Source organism: Thermotoga neapolitana DSM 4359 (genome assembly GCF_000018945.1).
Lineage (GTDB): Bacteria > Thermotogota > Thermotogae > Thermotogales > Thermotogaceae > Thermotoga > Thermotoga neapolitana.
This window is the reverse complement of the sequence record NC_011978.1, coordinates 1,657,572-1,672,338: the sequence shown is the minus strand read 5'-3', so window position 1 is coordinate 1,672,338 and position 14,767 is coordinate 1,657,572. Positions and strand designations below refer to the sequence as shown.

The window sequence follows — 14,767 nt, the reverse complement described above, 5'->3', positions numbered from 1 at the left end:
TGTGGTCTTCTTTGACACGGGTTCTGTGAAGAAAAAAGAGATCAAGGATAAATACGACATAGTGGTTGTCGGTGCCGGACCAGCAGGTCTTGCTTCTGCCATATATGCAAGAAGGGCGGGACTGTCTGTTCTTGTTGTTGAAAAAGCAATTGAGGGTGGGTACGTGAATCTCACCCACCTGGTTGAAAACTACCCGGGCTTTCCAAAGATATCCGGTGAGGAACTCGCATCGAAGTTCAAGGAACACGCGGAAAGCTTTGGGGCAGAAATTTACAACGCAGAAGTTGTAAAACTGGAAGTCAAAGAGGATAAAAAAGTGGTCGAACTGGATGACGGTAAGAGGATAGAGGCACCTGTGGTGATCGTTGCAACGGGTGCCAATCCAAAGAGGCTGAACGTTCCCGGAGAAAAGGAGTTTTTCGGAAGGGGAGTCTCTTACTGTGCAACGTGTGATGGGTATCTGTTTGCAGGAAAGGACATTGTGGTTGTTGGAGGAGGAGACAGCGCGTGCGATGAATCGATCTTTCTCTCCAATATTGTAAACAAGATCACCATGGTCCAGCTTCTGGAGACCCTCACTGCGGCGAAGGTTCTCCAGGAAAGGGTGTTGAGCAATCCGAAGATAGAGGTGATTTACAATTCCACGGTGAAGGAGATACGGGGAAAGGACAGGGTTGAAGAGGTCGTCATAGAGAACGTGAAGACCGGCGAAACGAAGGTGCTGAAAGCAGATGGGGTGTTCATATTCATAGGACTGGATCCCAACTCCAAACTGCTCGAAGGACTCGTGGAACTGGATCCTTACGGTTACGTCATAACGGACGAAAACATGGAAACAAGTATCAAAGGTCTGTACGCTGTTGGGGACGTGAGGAAGAAAAACCTCAGACAGATCGTAACAGCCGTTGCAGACGGGGCCATAGCGGTGGAACATGCCGCAAAGCATTACTTCTGATTACCCAGGATCAAAACAACCTTTCCTTCCAGTGGATGATCGGGTGGGGGTGTCTGATCGGACACCATCCACCCTTTATCTTTCAGTTCTACATCCTCGATACCGAGCTCTTCCAGCACAAGGAGGGCATCTCTCACCGGCAGGCCCACTAGATCGGGCATTAGACCTCTTATGAGGGTTATTTTTTTCTTCTCTTTTTCCGTTAGAAGTTCCACTATCTTTCTAAACACAGGAGCGGCAACATCACCCCCATAGAACGCTTCGGAGGGACTGTCCAGATGCACCATTATTGTGTATTTGGGATCATCTGCAGGGAAGAAACCTACAAAGAGTGAGTGGTAGAGATTCTGGTATTTTCCTCCAACGGCTTTCTGGGCCGTTCCGGTTTTGCCAGCGATTTCCAATCCTCTGACCTGTGCGAGTTTTCCCGTGCCTTCTTCAACGACTTCTATCATGGCTTTCTTGATCGTCTCTGCTGTTGTTTCAGAAAAGACTTTCCTCTTCTGAACGGGGCTTTCTTTCAAAATGGATGGTTTTATCCAGTATCCACCGTTGGCAAACACGTTGAGAAAAGCCACAAGTTGAACGGGTGTGACCCCGATTCCCTGGCCTATGGAGATCTCCGCTGGATCTATGAGTGACCACTCTTTTGGATTTCTCAGTACCCCATCGATTTCCCCTTCCATTTCCATTCCTGTTTTTTCACCAAAACCTGCTTTTTTCAGCCACTCGTAGAATCCTTCAACTCCTATGTGCCTTACGATCAGATCTCCCACCCTCACACTCATAACGTTACAGGACTTTACGATTCCCGTGAGAAAGTCCACTTTTCCATGTTCTTCTATGTCTCTTATGATGATGTTCAGGTTCTCAACCGGTTTTATCATCCCCTCACATTCTACGGAGAAGGACGGCGAAGCAGACTTTGTCTCAAGAGCGATGGCATAAACCACAGGTTTTATGGTGGAGCCGGGTTCGATGTAACCGCCGATTAGGTCGTTCCAGTCTCTTGTGGTCACCATCGATAGAATCTTTCCTGTCTTAGATTCCATGACAATGGCGTGTCCTGCCTCCGCGGAGAATTCTTTCACCGCATCGGAAATTATTCTGTAGACATGCCTTTGAAGATCCAGGTCTATGGATAGATGGACATCCTGGCCATCCTCTGGAAGGACGTAATCGGTGAGCACTGGAGAGAGCCTTGCACCTTTGTAGAGAAACTCCAAGGTGCCCTTTCTCTTTCCTTTTAAAGCGTCGTCGAAGAAACCTTCAACGCCACCTTTTCCTTGACCGTTCAAAACCGCACCTATCAACACACCTGTGCTGTAGTCTTGAAACTTTTTTCTTCTGTACTCCACTTCCAGGCTGACAAAAGGTAGGATGTCGGGATCAAGCCTTTTCAGGACGCTTTCCTTATCCTCTGCCTCTGTTAGTCTGTAGAATCTGTACTTCAGGACTTCTTCCGGATCTTTTTCGATACCACAGGCCTTCAGAGTCCTTTCAAGAGCACTTTTGCTACCATGTTGTCTTTTGAAGAATTCAACATCCAGATATGCAACGTACACCGGGGAATCGTAAGCGATCTTTCTTCCTTTCGCGTCCAGAATACTACCGCGCTTTGGAGGGATTGAAACATACCAGTGGGACTTCTGTCCTGCAGGGGGAAAGAAGAAAAGGTTTATGAACGAGACCGCCAGAAACAACGCAAACACTGCCAGAAGCAGAGTCAGCCTTTTCTCCATCTAATTCTTTCACTCCGCAGGATGCACAACATCGAAATAGGAGGAAATGTGGTTGAATTCTTCTCTCAGAGTTTGATACGTTGTTTTCATCTCTTCTATCTTGATCTCCAGCTGTCTGTTGGCCTGTGTCAGTTGAAACGTCAGAACCCCCATTCTCAACGCTGTTATTCCCATGAATATCAACATGACGACCATGATGATCGTAAAGACGAGTTGATGAGAGAATACAAGAACCCTTGACTTCTGGTTTACCTTCGCTGGCAGTTCAATCTCCTCCTTCCTCCACAAGCTCCGCTGCACGCAAACGAGCACTTCTGGAACGAGGATTCTCTCTCACTTCTTCTTCAGAAGGACGCACTGGTTTTTCCGTCAGAATACGGAGTTTTCTGGAATTTCTGAAAGCCTCCTTTACTATCCTGTCTTCCAGAGAATGAAAAGAGATCACCACTATCCTGCCACCGACCCTCAAAAGCTTCTCTGCCTTGTTCAGGAGGAATTCCCTCAAATTCTCAAGTTCTCTGTTGACGTATATCCTTATTGCCTGGAACGTTCTGGTGGCGAAATGTCTCTTTCGACGCCTTATCTCATGGGAGGGAAGAGCTTCGCTTACAGCTTTTACAAGATCGAGAGTGGTATTGAGGGGCCTGTTTTCTACGATCTTTCTTGCTATTCTCCTTGCGTATCTTTTCTCTTCTCCATACTCGAAGATGATACGGGCCAGTTCCTCTTCGCTCAGTTCATTCAGTACCTTCTGGGCTGTTATCTCGCTTTCCAGATCCATACGCATGTCGAGTGGCTCTTCTCTTTCGAAGGTGAAACCTCTGTTCTCTCCCTTCAATTGATAGGTTGAAACACCAAGATCCAGCAGTATTCCGTCCACTTTTTCAATTTCAAGAGTTTTGAGTAAGAAATCTGCATCTCTGTAAGAGGCTTTGAAAAGACTCACTCGATCGGAAAAATCCTTTAGCTTCTTCTCAGCGATTTGAAGAACCTCTGAATCAACGTCTATCCCGATAAGTTTGCAACCAGGACAGTGTTCCAGAATCGCCCGTGCGTGTCCTCCTTCTCCCACCGTACAATCCAGAATGATCTTTTCATCCTCAGGTTTCAGATATTCGATCACTTCTCGAACCATTACTGGAATATGGTAGTGGGTGTATTTTCTCATCTTCTTACACCTCTGGATGGTGGGATTGGACTTCGCTTGCAGGAAATTATAACGTGTTTTTACATAAAAGTCAAAAAATGACGAACATAATTCGAAGTATCCAAAACGGTCTTCTGGTGGGAATTATCGGTATGAATAGTTTGATACACAGGTGTATACCTGTTGTGTTGGAGGAAGAAGACGGCGTCGTTGCTTATTGTTACTTTTTTGTTTATCATTCTTAATAATTAAGTGCTAATATATTTCACCGGAGGTGAGACGTATGAGAAACCTGAACGACAAGATGAAGGATATCTTTGAAAAGAGTGTAGAGGATCTTAAGGACAGGAACCAGAATTTACTCAGACCTGAGCACATTCTCCTTCAGCTCCTGTACGACGAAAACGAGGTCACAAAGATACTGGAAGAACTCAATGTGAACACGGAAGAGATCGCCGACGAACTGGAGAGCTACATCGATTCCCAGTACGGAATATTCTATGGATTCTCCGATCAGGTGTACGTTTCCAGGGAACTTTCGTACATCCTGGAACTGGCAAGAAAGGAAGCCAGGCTCTTCAAGCAGAAAGACGTGGGGCCTCTTCACTTCCTTCTGGGACTCCTGAGGGACGGTTCAACGCATGCAGCGCGCGTTCTCAAAAAGTACGGAGTGGACTACGAAAGGGTGCTTCAGAAAGTGAAAGAGCACGAAGATGAGTTTATGGATAAGCAATCACCGATCACGGCGTTTGCCACAGATCTGACGAAGCTTGCCAGGGAAGGAAAGATTGGTCCCATTATAGGAAGGGAAAAAGAGATCGAGCGCGTGATCGAGATTTTGATGAGGCGAACGAAAAACAACCCGATACTCATCGGAGATCCTGGAGTTGGAAAGACAGCCATCGTGGAGGGACTTGCGCAGAGGATCGTGGAAGGAAAAGTGCCCGATCCTTTGAAAGATGTGCGTGTGTTGATGGTCGACCTTGGCAGGATGATAGCTGGTACCAAGTACAGAGGTGAGTTCGAAGAAAGGCTGAAATCCTTCCTCGACGAAGTGATGAAACAGAAAGAAAAAACCATTCTGTTCATCGACGAAATCCATACCATAGTTGGAGCGGGAGCAGCTGAAGGGGCAATGGATGCTGCCAACATGTTGAAACCTGCCCTTGCCCGAGGTGAGATCAGGGTCATAGGAGCGACCACGCTGGATGAATACAGAAAACACATAGAAAAGGACAAAGCGCTCGCAAGAAGATTTCAGCCGGTTCTGGTGAAAGAACCCAGTGTGGAAGAAACAATAGAGATCCTGAAAGGTCTCAAGAGGGTTTATGAAGAACATCACAAGGTCAAAATAGAAGACGAAGCAATAGAGGCCGCTGCAAAGCTTTCTGCAAGATACATAACAGACAGATTCCTCCCGGACAAGGCGATCGACCTGCTGGATGAAGCGGCTGCGAGGGTGAAACTGGGCTTCTCAAAACAGGAAAAGGATGAGGCAAGGCTTCAGGAACTCGAAAGAAAGATAAAAGAGCTCGAGAACAGAATCGACGAGCTCACCGTGAGGTCCCAGTACAAAGAAGCTGCGGATCTCAAGAAAGAACTTTTCAGACTGAAGAGCGAATACGAGTCCTTGAAGAGTGGAAGACCGGTCGTCACAGCGGAGAAAATAGCGGAAGTTGTGGAATCCTGGTCTGGTGTGCCCGTGTCCAGGATAGTGGAGTCGGAGAAGGAGAAGTTGCTCAAACTTGAAGAGATCATACATCAGAGACTGGTGGATCAGGAAGAGGCCGTCAGGGTTGTGGCAGATGCCATAAGGAAAGCACGCGCGGGGATAAAAGATCCAAACAGGCCTGTTGGAACGTTCCTCTTTTTGGGACCAACAGGGGTTGGAAAAACAGAACTCGCAAAAACACTCGCTGAGGTGCTCTTTGGAAGTGAAAACGCCCTCATTCGAATCGACATGAGTGAATACATGGAAAAGCATGCCGTTTCCAAACTGATTGGAGCACCACCGGGTTACGTAGGATACGAAGAAGGTGGTCAGCTCACAGAGGCTGTGAGAAGAAGGCCGTACAGTGTGATCCTGCTTGACGAAATAGAAAAGGCTCATCCGGACGTGTTCAACATACTGCTTCAGATCATGGATGATGGCAGACTGACCGATGCCAAAGGAAACGTCGTGGATTTCAAAAACACGATCATAATAATGACGAGCAACATAGCAAGCGATCTCATCCTGAACTTCGTCAGAGAAGGTAAAAGCTTTGAGGAGATCGAGGAAAAAGTGAGGGAGGAGTTGAAACACTACTTCAGACCGGAGTTCATAAACAGGATAGACCACGTGGTCGTGTTCAAACCACTCACCAAGGAACACATGAAACAGATAGTGGAGATCATGTTGAAGAGACTCGAAGGTCGTTTGAAGGACAGAAACATAAGACTGACCATCACCGATGCAGCAAAAGAGTACCTCGCAGAGAAAGGGTACGATCCAACGTTCGGAGCAAGACCGCTGAGAAGGCTCATTGAAAGGGAGATAGAGACACCTCTGGCCAGGATGATCATAGCAGGCGAGGTCAAAGAAGGTCAGACGGTAAGGGTGGACTTCGACGGTGAAAAACTGATACTCGAGGTTGCAAGAGAAGTTGAGAAAGTAAATTGAGGGGGACTATCCCCCTCTTTTTCTTTCCCAGTTCAACTCCGCTATGGACTTTTGGAGGTAGAGGGGTTCTATTTCGTAGTAATGCACAAATTTTCCTTCTTTAAACGCCTTTTCTGTTTCCTCAACGAGCACTTTCGGTGATATGAAGATTTCTTCTTCCAGAACGGTGGAGGGTTTTGTCTCACGCAGGATCTTCTGAACCTCCTCGTCTGAGAGAACAGCAGGTTCTTTGATGGTGTTCAAGAGGTCTTTCTGTTTCGAGTAGACTGCAAGGTAACGATAGCCCTTACGTGCCCTTTTGGAAACAAGGACCGTGCCATCGATAGGAAGACTCTTCACGGCCATTTCGAAAGAGTTCAAAGGAACAACGGGAATATCGAAAGGAGCCGCCATCCCTATAATGGTTGCGATTCCAACCCTGAGTCCGGTCAGTGTTCCAGGACCGATACCCACTCCCACAGCGCTCAGATCTTTTACAGAGATACCATTTTCACTCAAAAGTCTCTCTATCAGAACAGGCAGCACCTCTGCGTGTTTTCTCTGCCCTGTGTAGGAGACTTCGATTACATCTTCATCTCTTTTCAGACCAACCCTTATTCTTTGAGAGGTATCCAGCGCCAGCACGATCATTTTTTCACCTCATATTATGCTGTCCACTTCCTGAACGAAGAACTCATAGTTTCCTGGATCCCAGCCTTTTGTTTCAAAAAAGTACTTCATGAAGTCTGCCACCACTTCATCTCTGTTTTTGCTTTTCACAGCGGAGTACGGTACGTAGAGTGTGTATCTGTTACCATCTGAGTGTATCTTCATATAATCGTAATCTTCCAGATAAGAGGCTTCTTCCACAAAGACGTTCAGGGTTGCCCACTCTCCGAGGGGAAGCCTGGTGGCATCGGTTTCCGGGATTAAGGCCTTCAAAATAAAACTCGGAATTTGTTCCTGATCTTCCAGAACGTTGATCCTGAGAAATATCCTTCCTGCCGACTCCGAGTTCACAACATCTAGAGTGATACCAGTTTCTCGCAAGATCTCCCTGATTTTCCTCTCGAGGTCTCTGGTATCTTTGTCCTTTCTCCGGTAGAAGATCTCCAGACTGTCCATCAGTTTCAACGCCTACACCCCTTTCCTCACGCCAAAACCCTCTTTCTCCACATTACCAAGAGGTTCCACGTGTATCGTCAAGTCTTCTATATCGTCTCTTTTGCTCATTATCTCTTCTCTTATTTTCACGGTCAGGTCGTGGGCGTCTTCCACGGTCATCGATCCATCAACTTCTATATCCATCTCTATGTAATATTTTGTTCCTACTTTTCTCACCCTGACCCTATGGGGGTTGTGTACATCTGGAAACTTTTCTAAAACCCTGAAAATGTCCGTGTATATATCTAATTCCGATTCTTTCATTCCATCCATCAACTCGAAGGCAGCCTCGTAGAAGATCTGGAAAGAAGTTCTGAGGATCATTATCGAAACGAATATCGCAAGAGCACTGTCCAACCACCACCAGCCAAGCGTCTTCATCGCTATCATTCCAGCCAGCACGGTGCCGGAGATCATGATGTCGTTTCTCATGTTCAGAGCGTCACTGATCGTAGCGAGACTGTTGAGACGTCTTCCAAGCGACAGTTTGTACAGGAAGAGGAAAGTCTTTCCTGCAGCGGAAGCTCCAACCACGAAGAAGGCAGGAAAAGACAGCTCCAGAGAGATCTCGCCGGTGATCAGTCTTTTTACGGACTCTATCAACAGGGAAGCTCCTGCATAGAACATGATGAACGAGATGATCTTTGAAGCCACAGTTTCCGCCCTTCCGTGACCATAAGGATGTGTTCTGTCGGGGGGTTTTCCTGAGATGCGCGCCGACAGGAGGATGACAAAAGATGTGAATATGTCAGTTGACGTATCTATTCCATCCGCAAGTATCGCATAACTTCCTGTGAAGAGTCCTGTGATCACCTTCAACAACGCAAGGATGGTGTTTCCAACGATTCCAACCCATGCACCTTTTTTTATCTCATCGTGTCTTTCCAACGAACCTCACCTCAATGGGTAAAGGCCCACCGGGGGTGGGCCTTTTTCATCTCTTTATGGAATAGAAGGAAGAAAGCCCTCTGAACTCTGCCACTTTTCCAAGTTCTTCCTCAATTCTCAGAAGCTGATTGTACTTGGCGATTCTTTCACTCCTGGACAGGGATCCCGTCTTGATGAATCCGGCGTTGGTGGCCACAGCAAGATCTGCTATGAAGGTATCTTCGCTCTCTCCGGATCTGTGGGAGATGATGGCCGTCATGTTGTTCTTCTGAGCGAGTTCTACGGCATCGAGTGTTTCCGTGACGGTTCCTATCTGGTTGAGCTTTATGAGAATGGAGTTCGTCGCTTTGAGTTCGATTCCCTTGGAGAGTCTCTTAACGTTGGTCACGTAGAGGTCGTCTCCCACGATCTGAACCTTGTTTCCTACCCTCTTGGTGAATTCAACGAACGCATCCCAATCTTCTTCCGCGAACGGATCTTCGATGGATATGATTGGATACTTTGCTATCAGTTCCTCGTAGTATCCCATGAGCACCTCGCTGGACTTTTCCTCGCCATCAACGAAGTAGACTCCTTTTTCTTCGTCGTAGAAAGAGGATGCGGCACAGTCGAGGGCGATGAACACCTGTTCGCTGGGTTTGTAACCAGCTTCCTCTATGGCTTCAATCAGTATCTTTATCGCCTCTTCGTTGGATGAGAGGTTCGGTGCGAATCCACCTTCGTCACCGACCGCCGTCACATGCCCAGAATCGTGAAGAATCTTCTTGAGGGTGTGGAAGATCTCTGCTCCTGCTCTCAGGGCTTCCTTGAAACTGTCAAATCCTGCCGGAACGATCATGAATTCCTGGAGGTCGAGGTTGTTATCTGCGTGCTGACCACCGTTTATTACGTTCATAAGAGGAACGGGAAGTACCTTCGCGTTGACTCCACCGAGATATTTGTACATCGGAAGTCCAAGGTAATTCGCTGCCGCTCTTGCCACTGCCATGGAAACAGCGAGAATAGCGTTGGCACCGAGTTTCGATTTGTTTTCTGTGCCGTCGAGTTCGATCAGGGTTTTGTCCACAAGGGGCTGATCGAAGGCGTTCATGCCGATCAGAGCAGGTGCGATTGTCTCGTTGACGTTTTCTACGGCTTTCAGTACGCCTTTTCCGTGGTACCTTTTCTTGTCTTTGTCCCTTATCTCCAGAGCTTCGAACTTTCCGGTGGATGCTCCAGAGGGAACGATCGCCCTTCCCACAGTACCATCTTCCAGAACGACTTCGGCTTCAACGGTGGGATTTCCTCGAGAATCGAGAACTTCTCTTGCCCTCACATCAACGATTTCCACGTACACAATCTCCACCTCCTCGCTTTTTTGATTCCATCAATATTGTACCCCATCCTGATTAAATCTCTATTTGAGTTTCGGTTATAACATCGAGTATCTCTTCCGGTTTTATGAGTTCTCCGTTCACTTTGTTTATCGTTCTTATGACCTTCGACTTTCTGTCGATGGCACTGATCAGTTCCTTTGCGTACTGCCCCAGATTCATCTCGGCGATGATAATTGTGTTCACCTTCTCCACCAGCTTTCTGAATCTCGAAATGGGAGCTGGCCAGATCGTAATGGGTTTGAACAGTCCCACTTTGATCCGGTCGCGTCTTGCTATTTTCACAGCCTTCAGAGCACTTCTTGCGACAATACCGTACGCCACCACCAAAATCTCTGCATCTTCCACTTCGTACTCTTCGTACAGGGCGAGTTCGTCCGAGTGAAGCCTTATCTTGTTGGTGAGCCGTCTTATCAGTTTCTCCGCCACATTAGGAGAGCTGAGAGGAAAACCAGATTCATCGTGTACAAGACCGGAAACGTGGAACTTGGTCCTTCCCATCTCTGCCATTGGTAGCGGTGTGGGTTCTGCGTACTCGCTCTCGGAAAACGGAACGAACAACTCTTCTTCACCGAAAGATGTGTCTTTCAGTCGTTCTATGACGAAAAGATCTTCGTCTTTTGGAGGATAGAAGCTTTCCCTCATGTGCCCCAGGGTCTCATCCATCAGAAAGATAACCGGTGTTCTGTATTCTTCTGCCATGTTGAAAGCGGTGATTATGTGACGATACACTTCTTCCACCGTGGAAGGGTAGAGGGCAATTATGGCGTGATCACCATGTGTTCCCCATCTTGCCTGCATTATGTCTCCCTGAGCCGGTTTTGTGGGAAGACCCGTGGACGGTCCCAGCCTCATGACGTTGACAAAAACGCACGGAGTCTCTGTCATTATCGCGTATCCGATCACTTCCTGCATGAGGCTGAATCCGGGGCCACTCGTTGCGGTCATGGCCTTCACACCGGCAAGAGAGGCCCCAACGACGGCTGCAGCACTGGCTATTTCGTCTTCCATCTGGATGAACACGCCTCCGACCTTTGGTAACTCCCTTGCCATGACTTCGGCTATCTCTGTGGAAGGTGTGATGGGATAGCCAGCGAAGAACCTGCATCCCGCTCTTATGGCTCCCAGGGCACACGCTTCGTTTCCCTGCAAAAACATCATCTCTGGCATCTTTCTTCACTTCCCAGTACCTCTATTGCCATCTCAGGACAAATTTTCTCGCATCTCAGACACCCGACGCATTTTTCTTCGCGTATCACGGGTCTTCCCAGTTCATCGCTTGTGATGGCTTTTGTGGGACAGATCCAGGAACACAGTTTGCAGGCCTTGCACCAATCGTAGTTTACCTCGATTCTATATCCCATAACCTCACCTTCTCAGCTGAGGAACATTAAAAACACACCGGCTACCGTTGCGGATCCGATCACACCCGCCACATTCGGTCCCATTGCGTGCATGAGTATGTGATTGCTCGGATCTTCCTCCTGGGCGAGTCTCTGAGCGACTCTGGCAGAGTCTGGAACGGCGGAAACACCAGCAGCACCTATGAGAGGGTTTATCTTGTCTTTCAAAAAGAGATTCATGAGTTTTGCGAACAGAATACCAGAACTCATGGACACGATGAAAGCGGTGGCTCCCAGGAAGAATATTTTCAGGCTTTGAGGTTGTAAGAATACGTCCGCCCTTGCAGACGCTCCAACGGAAAGCATGAGAAGTATGGTCACCGTGTCGAGAATGTATCTGCTAGCTGCTTCCACCAGTCTCTTTACCACCCCGGCCTCCCTGAGGAGGTTTCCAAGCATGAGTGAACCAACGAGTGGCAGTGACTTTGGTATCAGAAGGGCGGTGGCGATGGTTATGATGAGGGGAAACGAGAGTCTTTCGAACCTGCTCACCTTTCTGGGAGGTTTCATGCGTATTTTCCTTTCTTCCCTACTGGTCAGCATTTTTGAAACAACAGGCTGTAATATCGGTATGAGGGCGATGTAAGAGTACGCAGAGATGGCAATGGGAGCGATGAGTTCAGGAGACAGCGTGTTGGTGATGTAGATGGCGGTGGGTCCATCTGCCCCACCGATGATAGCGATCGATGCTGCCTGTTTCAATGAAAAACCGATCATTTTTGCAACAAAGAGTGTGAAGAATATCCCCATCTGGGCAGCGGCACCGAGGAAAATGGTTATCGGGTAAGAGAGCATGAAAGAGAAATCTGTGAGAGCACCGATTCCAAGAAAGATGAGAGGGGGATAGATTCCCAGGTCGAGACCCTTCTTTATGTAATAGAGAAAACCTCCTTCGTTCAGAATTCCTGAAGCCTCAGGTGGAATGTTCGCGAGGATGATGCCGAAGGCGATCGGTATCAGCAGAAGGGGTTCTGAGTGTTTCACTATCGCCACGTAGAGCAGGGAGATCGCTACTGCAAACATGATAACGTTTCCAATTGTGAGATGAGGAAAGGCGGTTTGATTGAAGAAGTTCTCCAGTGTTGATAAGACGGACAACTCTTTCCCTCCCTTTGTGCAGCCAGAGATATTCTAGCACAAAAGAAGAACCCCCTGCGGGGTTCTTCTCAGTGAATGTCTTCCAGTTTGTAAGGTGTTTTCTGATAGATACAGTAGTTCAGCCAGTTGCTGAAGAAAAGATGGGCATGGCTCCACCAGGTGAGAACAGGTGTTTTCGTCGGATCGTTGTCTGGGAAATAGTTAGCCGGAATGGGTACCTTCAAATTTCGGTTTATATCCCTGTAGTATTCATCTCTCAGGGTGTATCTGTCGTACTCTGGATGTCCTGTCACGAATATCTGCCTTTCGCTTTTGTTTGCAACCACATAAACCCCGGCCTCGTCCGATTCTGCGAGGATTTCCAGTTCTGGGATTTTCTCTATGTCTTCTTTTCTGACCTCCGTGTATCTGGAGTGCGGTGCCCAAAAGAAGTCATCGTGCCCCCTGAAGAGGACCGTTTCCTTCGTAACTCTGTGCCTGTAAACACCGGAGAGCTTCTGGGGTAGTTCGTACTTCGGTACACCGTAGAAGTAGTACAGCCCCGCCTGAGCCGCCCAGCAGATGAACATGGTCGAATACACGTTGTGACGACTCCACTCCATGATCTCCGTGAGTTCATCCCAGTAATCCACTTCTTCAAAAGGCAAAAGTTCCACAGGGGCTCCTGTGATGATGAATCCGTCGAACTTTCTGTCCTTCACAGCAGAAAACGTAGTGTAGAACCTCAGGATGTGCTCGATGGGAGTGTGTTTCGGTGTGTGCGATTCCGTATAGAGCAATGTCACGTTCACCTGAAGAGGAGTGTTTCCAAGGAGTCTGAGAAGCTGTATCTCCGTCTTTATCTTGTCTGGCATCAGGTTCAATATGAGTATTTCGAGAGGGCGGATATCCTGGTGTATCGCCCTCTTTTCCGTCATCACAAAGATTCCTTCTTTTGCCAGAATCTTGACAGCAGGAAGACCACTTGGAACGTTTATTGGCAATCTTCATCCCTCCTGAGATCTTCTGAGAGCCTGATCGAGATCTTCTATTATGTCCTCCACGTCCTCTATTCCAACAGACAATCTTATCATATCTGGAGTGACTCCTGTTTTCAACTGTTCCTCTTCGGTGAGTTGCTGGTGGGTGGTGGAAGCAGGATGGATGGCCAGTGTTCTTGCATCTCCGATGTTGGCAAGGTGGGAGATGAGTGTGAGACTGTCGATGAACTTCTTTCCAGCCTCTTTTCCTCCTTTTATACCGAAGGTCACTATGGCACCGTATCCCTCTTTAAGATATTTCAGAGCATTTTCTCTGGTTTTGTTGCTTTCAACGATCGGATAGTTGACCCAGCTCACCGCAGGGTGTGTCTTCAAGAATTCAACGACTTTGAGTGCATTCTCACAGTGCTTTTTCATTCTCAGACTTAGGGTTTCAAGCCCCAGAATGAACAGGAACGCGTTAAACGGACTCATACAACTTCCAAGGTCTCTCAGAAGCTGCGTTCTGCATTTCACTATGTAAGCGGCTTCTTTGAACGTTTCCACGTAACTCACACCGTGATAACTGGGATCCGGCTCCACGAGTTCTGGAAATTTCCCGTTCTTCCAGTCGAACTTTCCATTGTCCACTATCAGTCCACCGATCGATGTGCCGTGTCCTCCTATGAACTTCGTAGCAGAGTACACGATGATGTCTGCTCCGTGTTCAAATGGCCTGAAGATGTACGGTGCCACTGTGTTGTCCACGATGAGAGGTATTCCATGCCTGTGAGCGATTTCTGCTATTGCCTCAAAATCCGGTACCGTAAGACCCGGATTCCCAATGGTTTCAAGGTACACTGCTTTTGTTTTCTCCGTGATAGCTTCTTCTACGTTCTTTGGATCTGTCTCATCCACAAACTTCACCACAATACCGGACTTCCTGTACAGCGTGTGTTTGAAGAGATTGTAAGTTCCACCGTACAGGGCGCTTCCACTGACGATCTCATCACCGGGCCCTGCTATGTTCAGGATGGCGTACGTGATGGCTGCCTGTCCGCTGGAAACAGCGAGGGCACCAACACCACCTTCCAGTGCCGCTATTCTCTCTTCAAGAACACTCACCGTTGGATTTCCGATCCTCGTGTAGATGAACCCGGGCTCCTCCAGGGCAAACAGTCTTGCTGCGTGATCGGAATCTTTGAAGACATAAGAGGTCGTCTGGTAAATGGGAACGGCTCTAGAACCTGTTGTCGGTTCAGGAGGTTCATAGCCCGCGTGGAGTGCCCTCGTGTTGAATCCGTACTTCCTCCAGTCCAATGTATTCACCTCCCATGATAGAATTTCTGGTGTGCTCTATCAAGAATTTAGTACTACCTTACTGAATCTTCGTGTCA

14 protein-coding genes are annotated in these 14,767 nt (G+C 47.8%); 2 read left to right on the top strand and 12 right to left on the bottom strand.

All coding sequences use genetic code 11. The features are described from left to right. Position 1 precedes the first annotated feature (1 nt). Positions 2-955 (top strand): thioredoxin-disulfide reductase, encoded by a 954-nt coding sequence (gene trxB, locus CTN_RS08515; RefSeq protein ID WP_015920120.1) that lies wholly within the window; start codon positions 2-4, stop codon positions 953-955. Here trxB and CTN_RS08510 read toward each other — a convergent pair. From CTN_RS08510 to rsmH, 3 genes are read right to left on the bottom strand one after another with little or no spacing between them, the layout of a single operon-like run. Beyond that, positions 946-2,697 (bottom strand): penicillin-binding transpeptidase domain-containing protein, encoded by a 1,752-nt coding sequence (locus tag CTN_RS08510; protein WP_015920119.1) that lies wholly within the window; start codon positions 2,695-2,697, stop codon positions 946-948. The genes trxB and CTN_RS08510 overlap by 10 nt on opposite strands. A gap of 9 nt (positions 2,698-2,706) precedes the next feature. Continuing rightward, on the bottom strand, positions 2,707-2,997 hold the full coding sequence (locus CTN_RS09945) for a hypothetical protein (protein WP_162527308.1): 291 nt from the start codon (positions 2,995-2,997) through the stop codon (positions 2,707-2,709). After that, positions 2,963-3,865, bottom strand: coding sequence for a 16S rRNA (cytosine(1402)-N(4))-methyltransferase RsmH (rsmH, locus tag CTN_RS08500; protein WP_015920117.1), 903 nt, complete (start codon positions 3,863-3,865; stop codon positions 2,963-2,965). Before rsmH ends, CTN_RS09945 begins: the two co-directional genes overlap by 35 nt. 262 nt (positions 3,866-4,127) lie before the next feature. Here rsmH and CTN_RS08495 point away from each other — a divergent pair, with 262 nt between their 5' ends. Beyond that, on the top strand, positions 4,128-6,506 hold the full coding sequence (locus tag CTN_RS08495) for an ATP-dependent Clp protease ATP-binding subunit (protein ID WP_041437802.1): 2,379 nt from the start codon (positions 4,128-4,130) through the stop codon (positions 6,504-6,506). A gap of 6 nt (positions 6,507-6,512) precedes the next feature. On the opposite strand, the gene tsaB is transcribed toward CTN_RS08495, so the two are convergent. From tsaB to CTN_RS08450, 9 genes are all read right to left on the bottom strand, one after another. Continuing rightward, positions 6,513-7,136 carry a tRNA (adenosine(37)-N6)-threonylcarbamoyltransferase complex dimerization subunit type 1 TsaB gene (gene tsaB / locus CTN_RS08490; protein ID WP_015920115.1) on the bottom strand — a complete coding sequence of 208 codons (624 nt, stop codon included), beginning with the start codon at positions 7,134-7,136 and terminating at the stop codon, positions 6,513-6,515. A 9-nt stretch (positions 7,137-7,145) separates the two neighbouring features. Continuing rightward, on the bottom strand, positions 7,146-7,610 hold the full coding sequence (locus CTN_RS08485) for a DUF3855 domain-containing protein (protein ID WP_231556105.1): 465 nt from the start codon (positions 7,608-7,610) through the stop codon (positions 7,146-7,148). A gap of 12 nt (positions 7,611-7,622) precedes the next feature. Next, positions 7,623-8,537: a cation diffusion facilitator family transporter gene (locus tag CTN_RS08480; protein WP_015920113.1), complete on the bottom strand. Its 915-nt coding sequence runs from the start codon at positions 8,535-8,537 to the stop codon at positions 7,623-7,625. 46 nt (positions 8,538-8,583) lie between these two features. Further along, complete coding sequence (gene eno, locus CTN_RS08475; protein ID WP_038068011.1) at positions 8,584-9,873, bottom strand: phosphopyruvate hydratase; 1,290 nt, start codon at positions 9,871-9,873, stop codon at positions 8,584-8,586. A gap of 52 nt (positions 9,874-9,925) precedes the next feature. Next, positions 9,926-11,080, bottom strand: a complete 1,155-nt coding sequence (locus CTN_RS08470) for a 2-oxoacid:acceptor oxidoreductase subunit alpha (RefSeq protein ID WP_015920111.1) — start codon at positions 11,078-11,080, stop codon at positions 9,926-9,928. Then, positions 11,068-11,274 carry an ATP-binding protein gene (locus CTN_RS08465; protein WP_038068008.1) on the bottom strand — a complete coding sequence of 69 codons (207 nt, stop codon included), beginning with the start codon at positions 11,272-11,274 and terminating at the stop codon, positions 11,068-11,070. The genes CTN_RS08470 and CTN_RS08465 overlap by 13 nt, the downstream gene beginning before the upstream one ends. 12 nt (positions 11,275-11,286) lie before the next feature. After that, positions 11,287-12,411 carry a sodium ion-translocating decarboxylase subunit beta gene (locus tag CTN_RS08460; protein ID WP_015920110.1) on the bottom strand — a complete coding sequence of 375 codons (1,125 nt, stop codon included), beginning with the start codon at positions 12,409-12,411 and terminating at the stop codon, positions 11,287-11,289. Positions 12,412-12,479: 68 nt separating this feature from the next. Further along, positions 12,480-13,394, bottom strand: coding sequence for a homoserine O-acetyltransferase MetA (metA, locus tag CTN_RS08455; RefSeq protein WP_015920109.1), 915 nt, complete (start codon positions 13,392-13,394; stop codon positions 12,480-12,482). A 3-nt stretch (positions 13,395-13,397) separates the two neighbouring features. Further along, positions 13,398-14,690: an O-acetyl-L-homoserine sulfhydrylase gene (locus CTN_RS08450; protein ID WP_038068006.1), complete on the bottom strand. Its 1,293-nt coding sequence runs from the start codon at positions 14,688-14,690 to the stop codon at positions 13,398-13,400. Between the last annotated feature and the right edge of the window lie 77 nt (positions 14,691-14,767).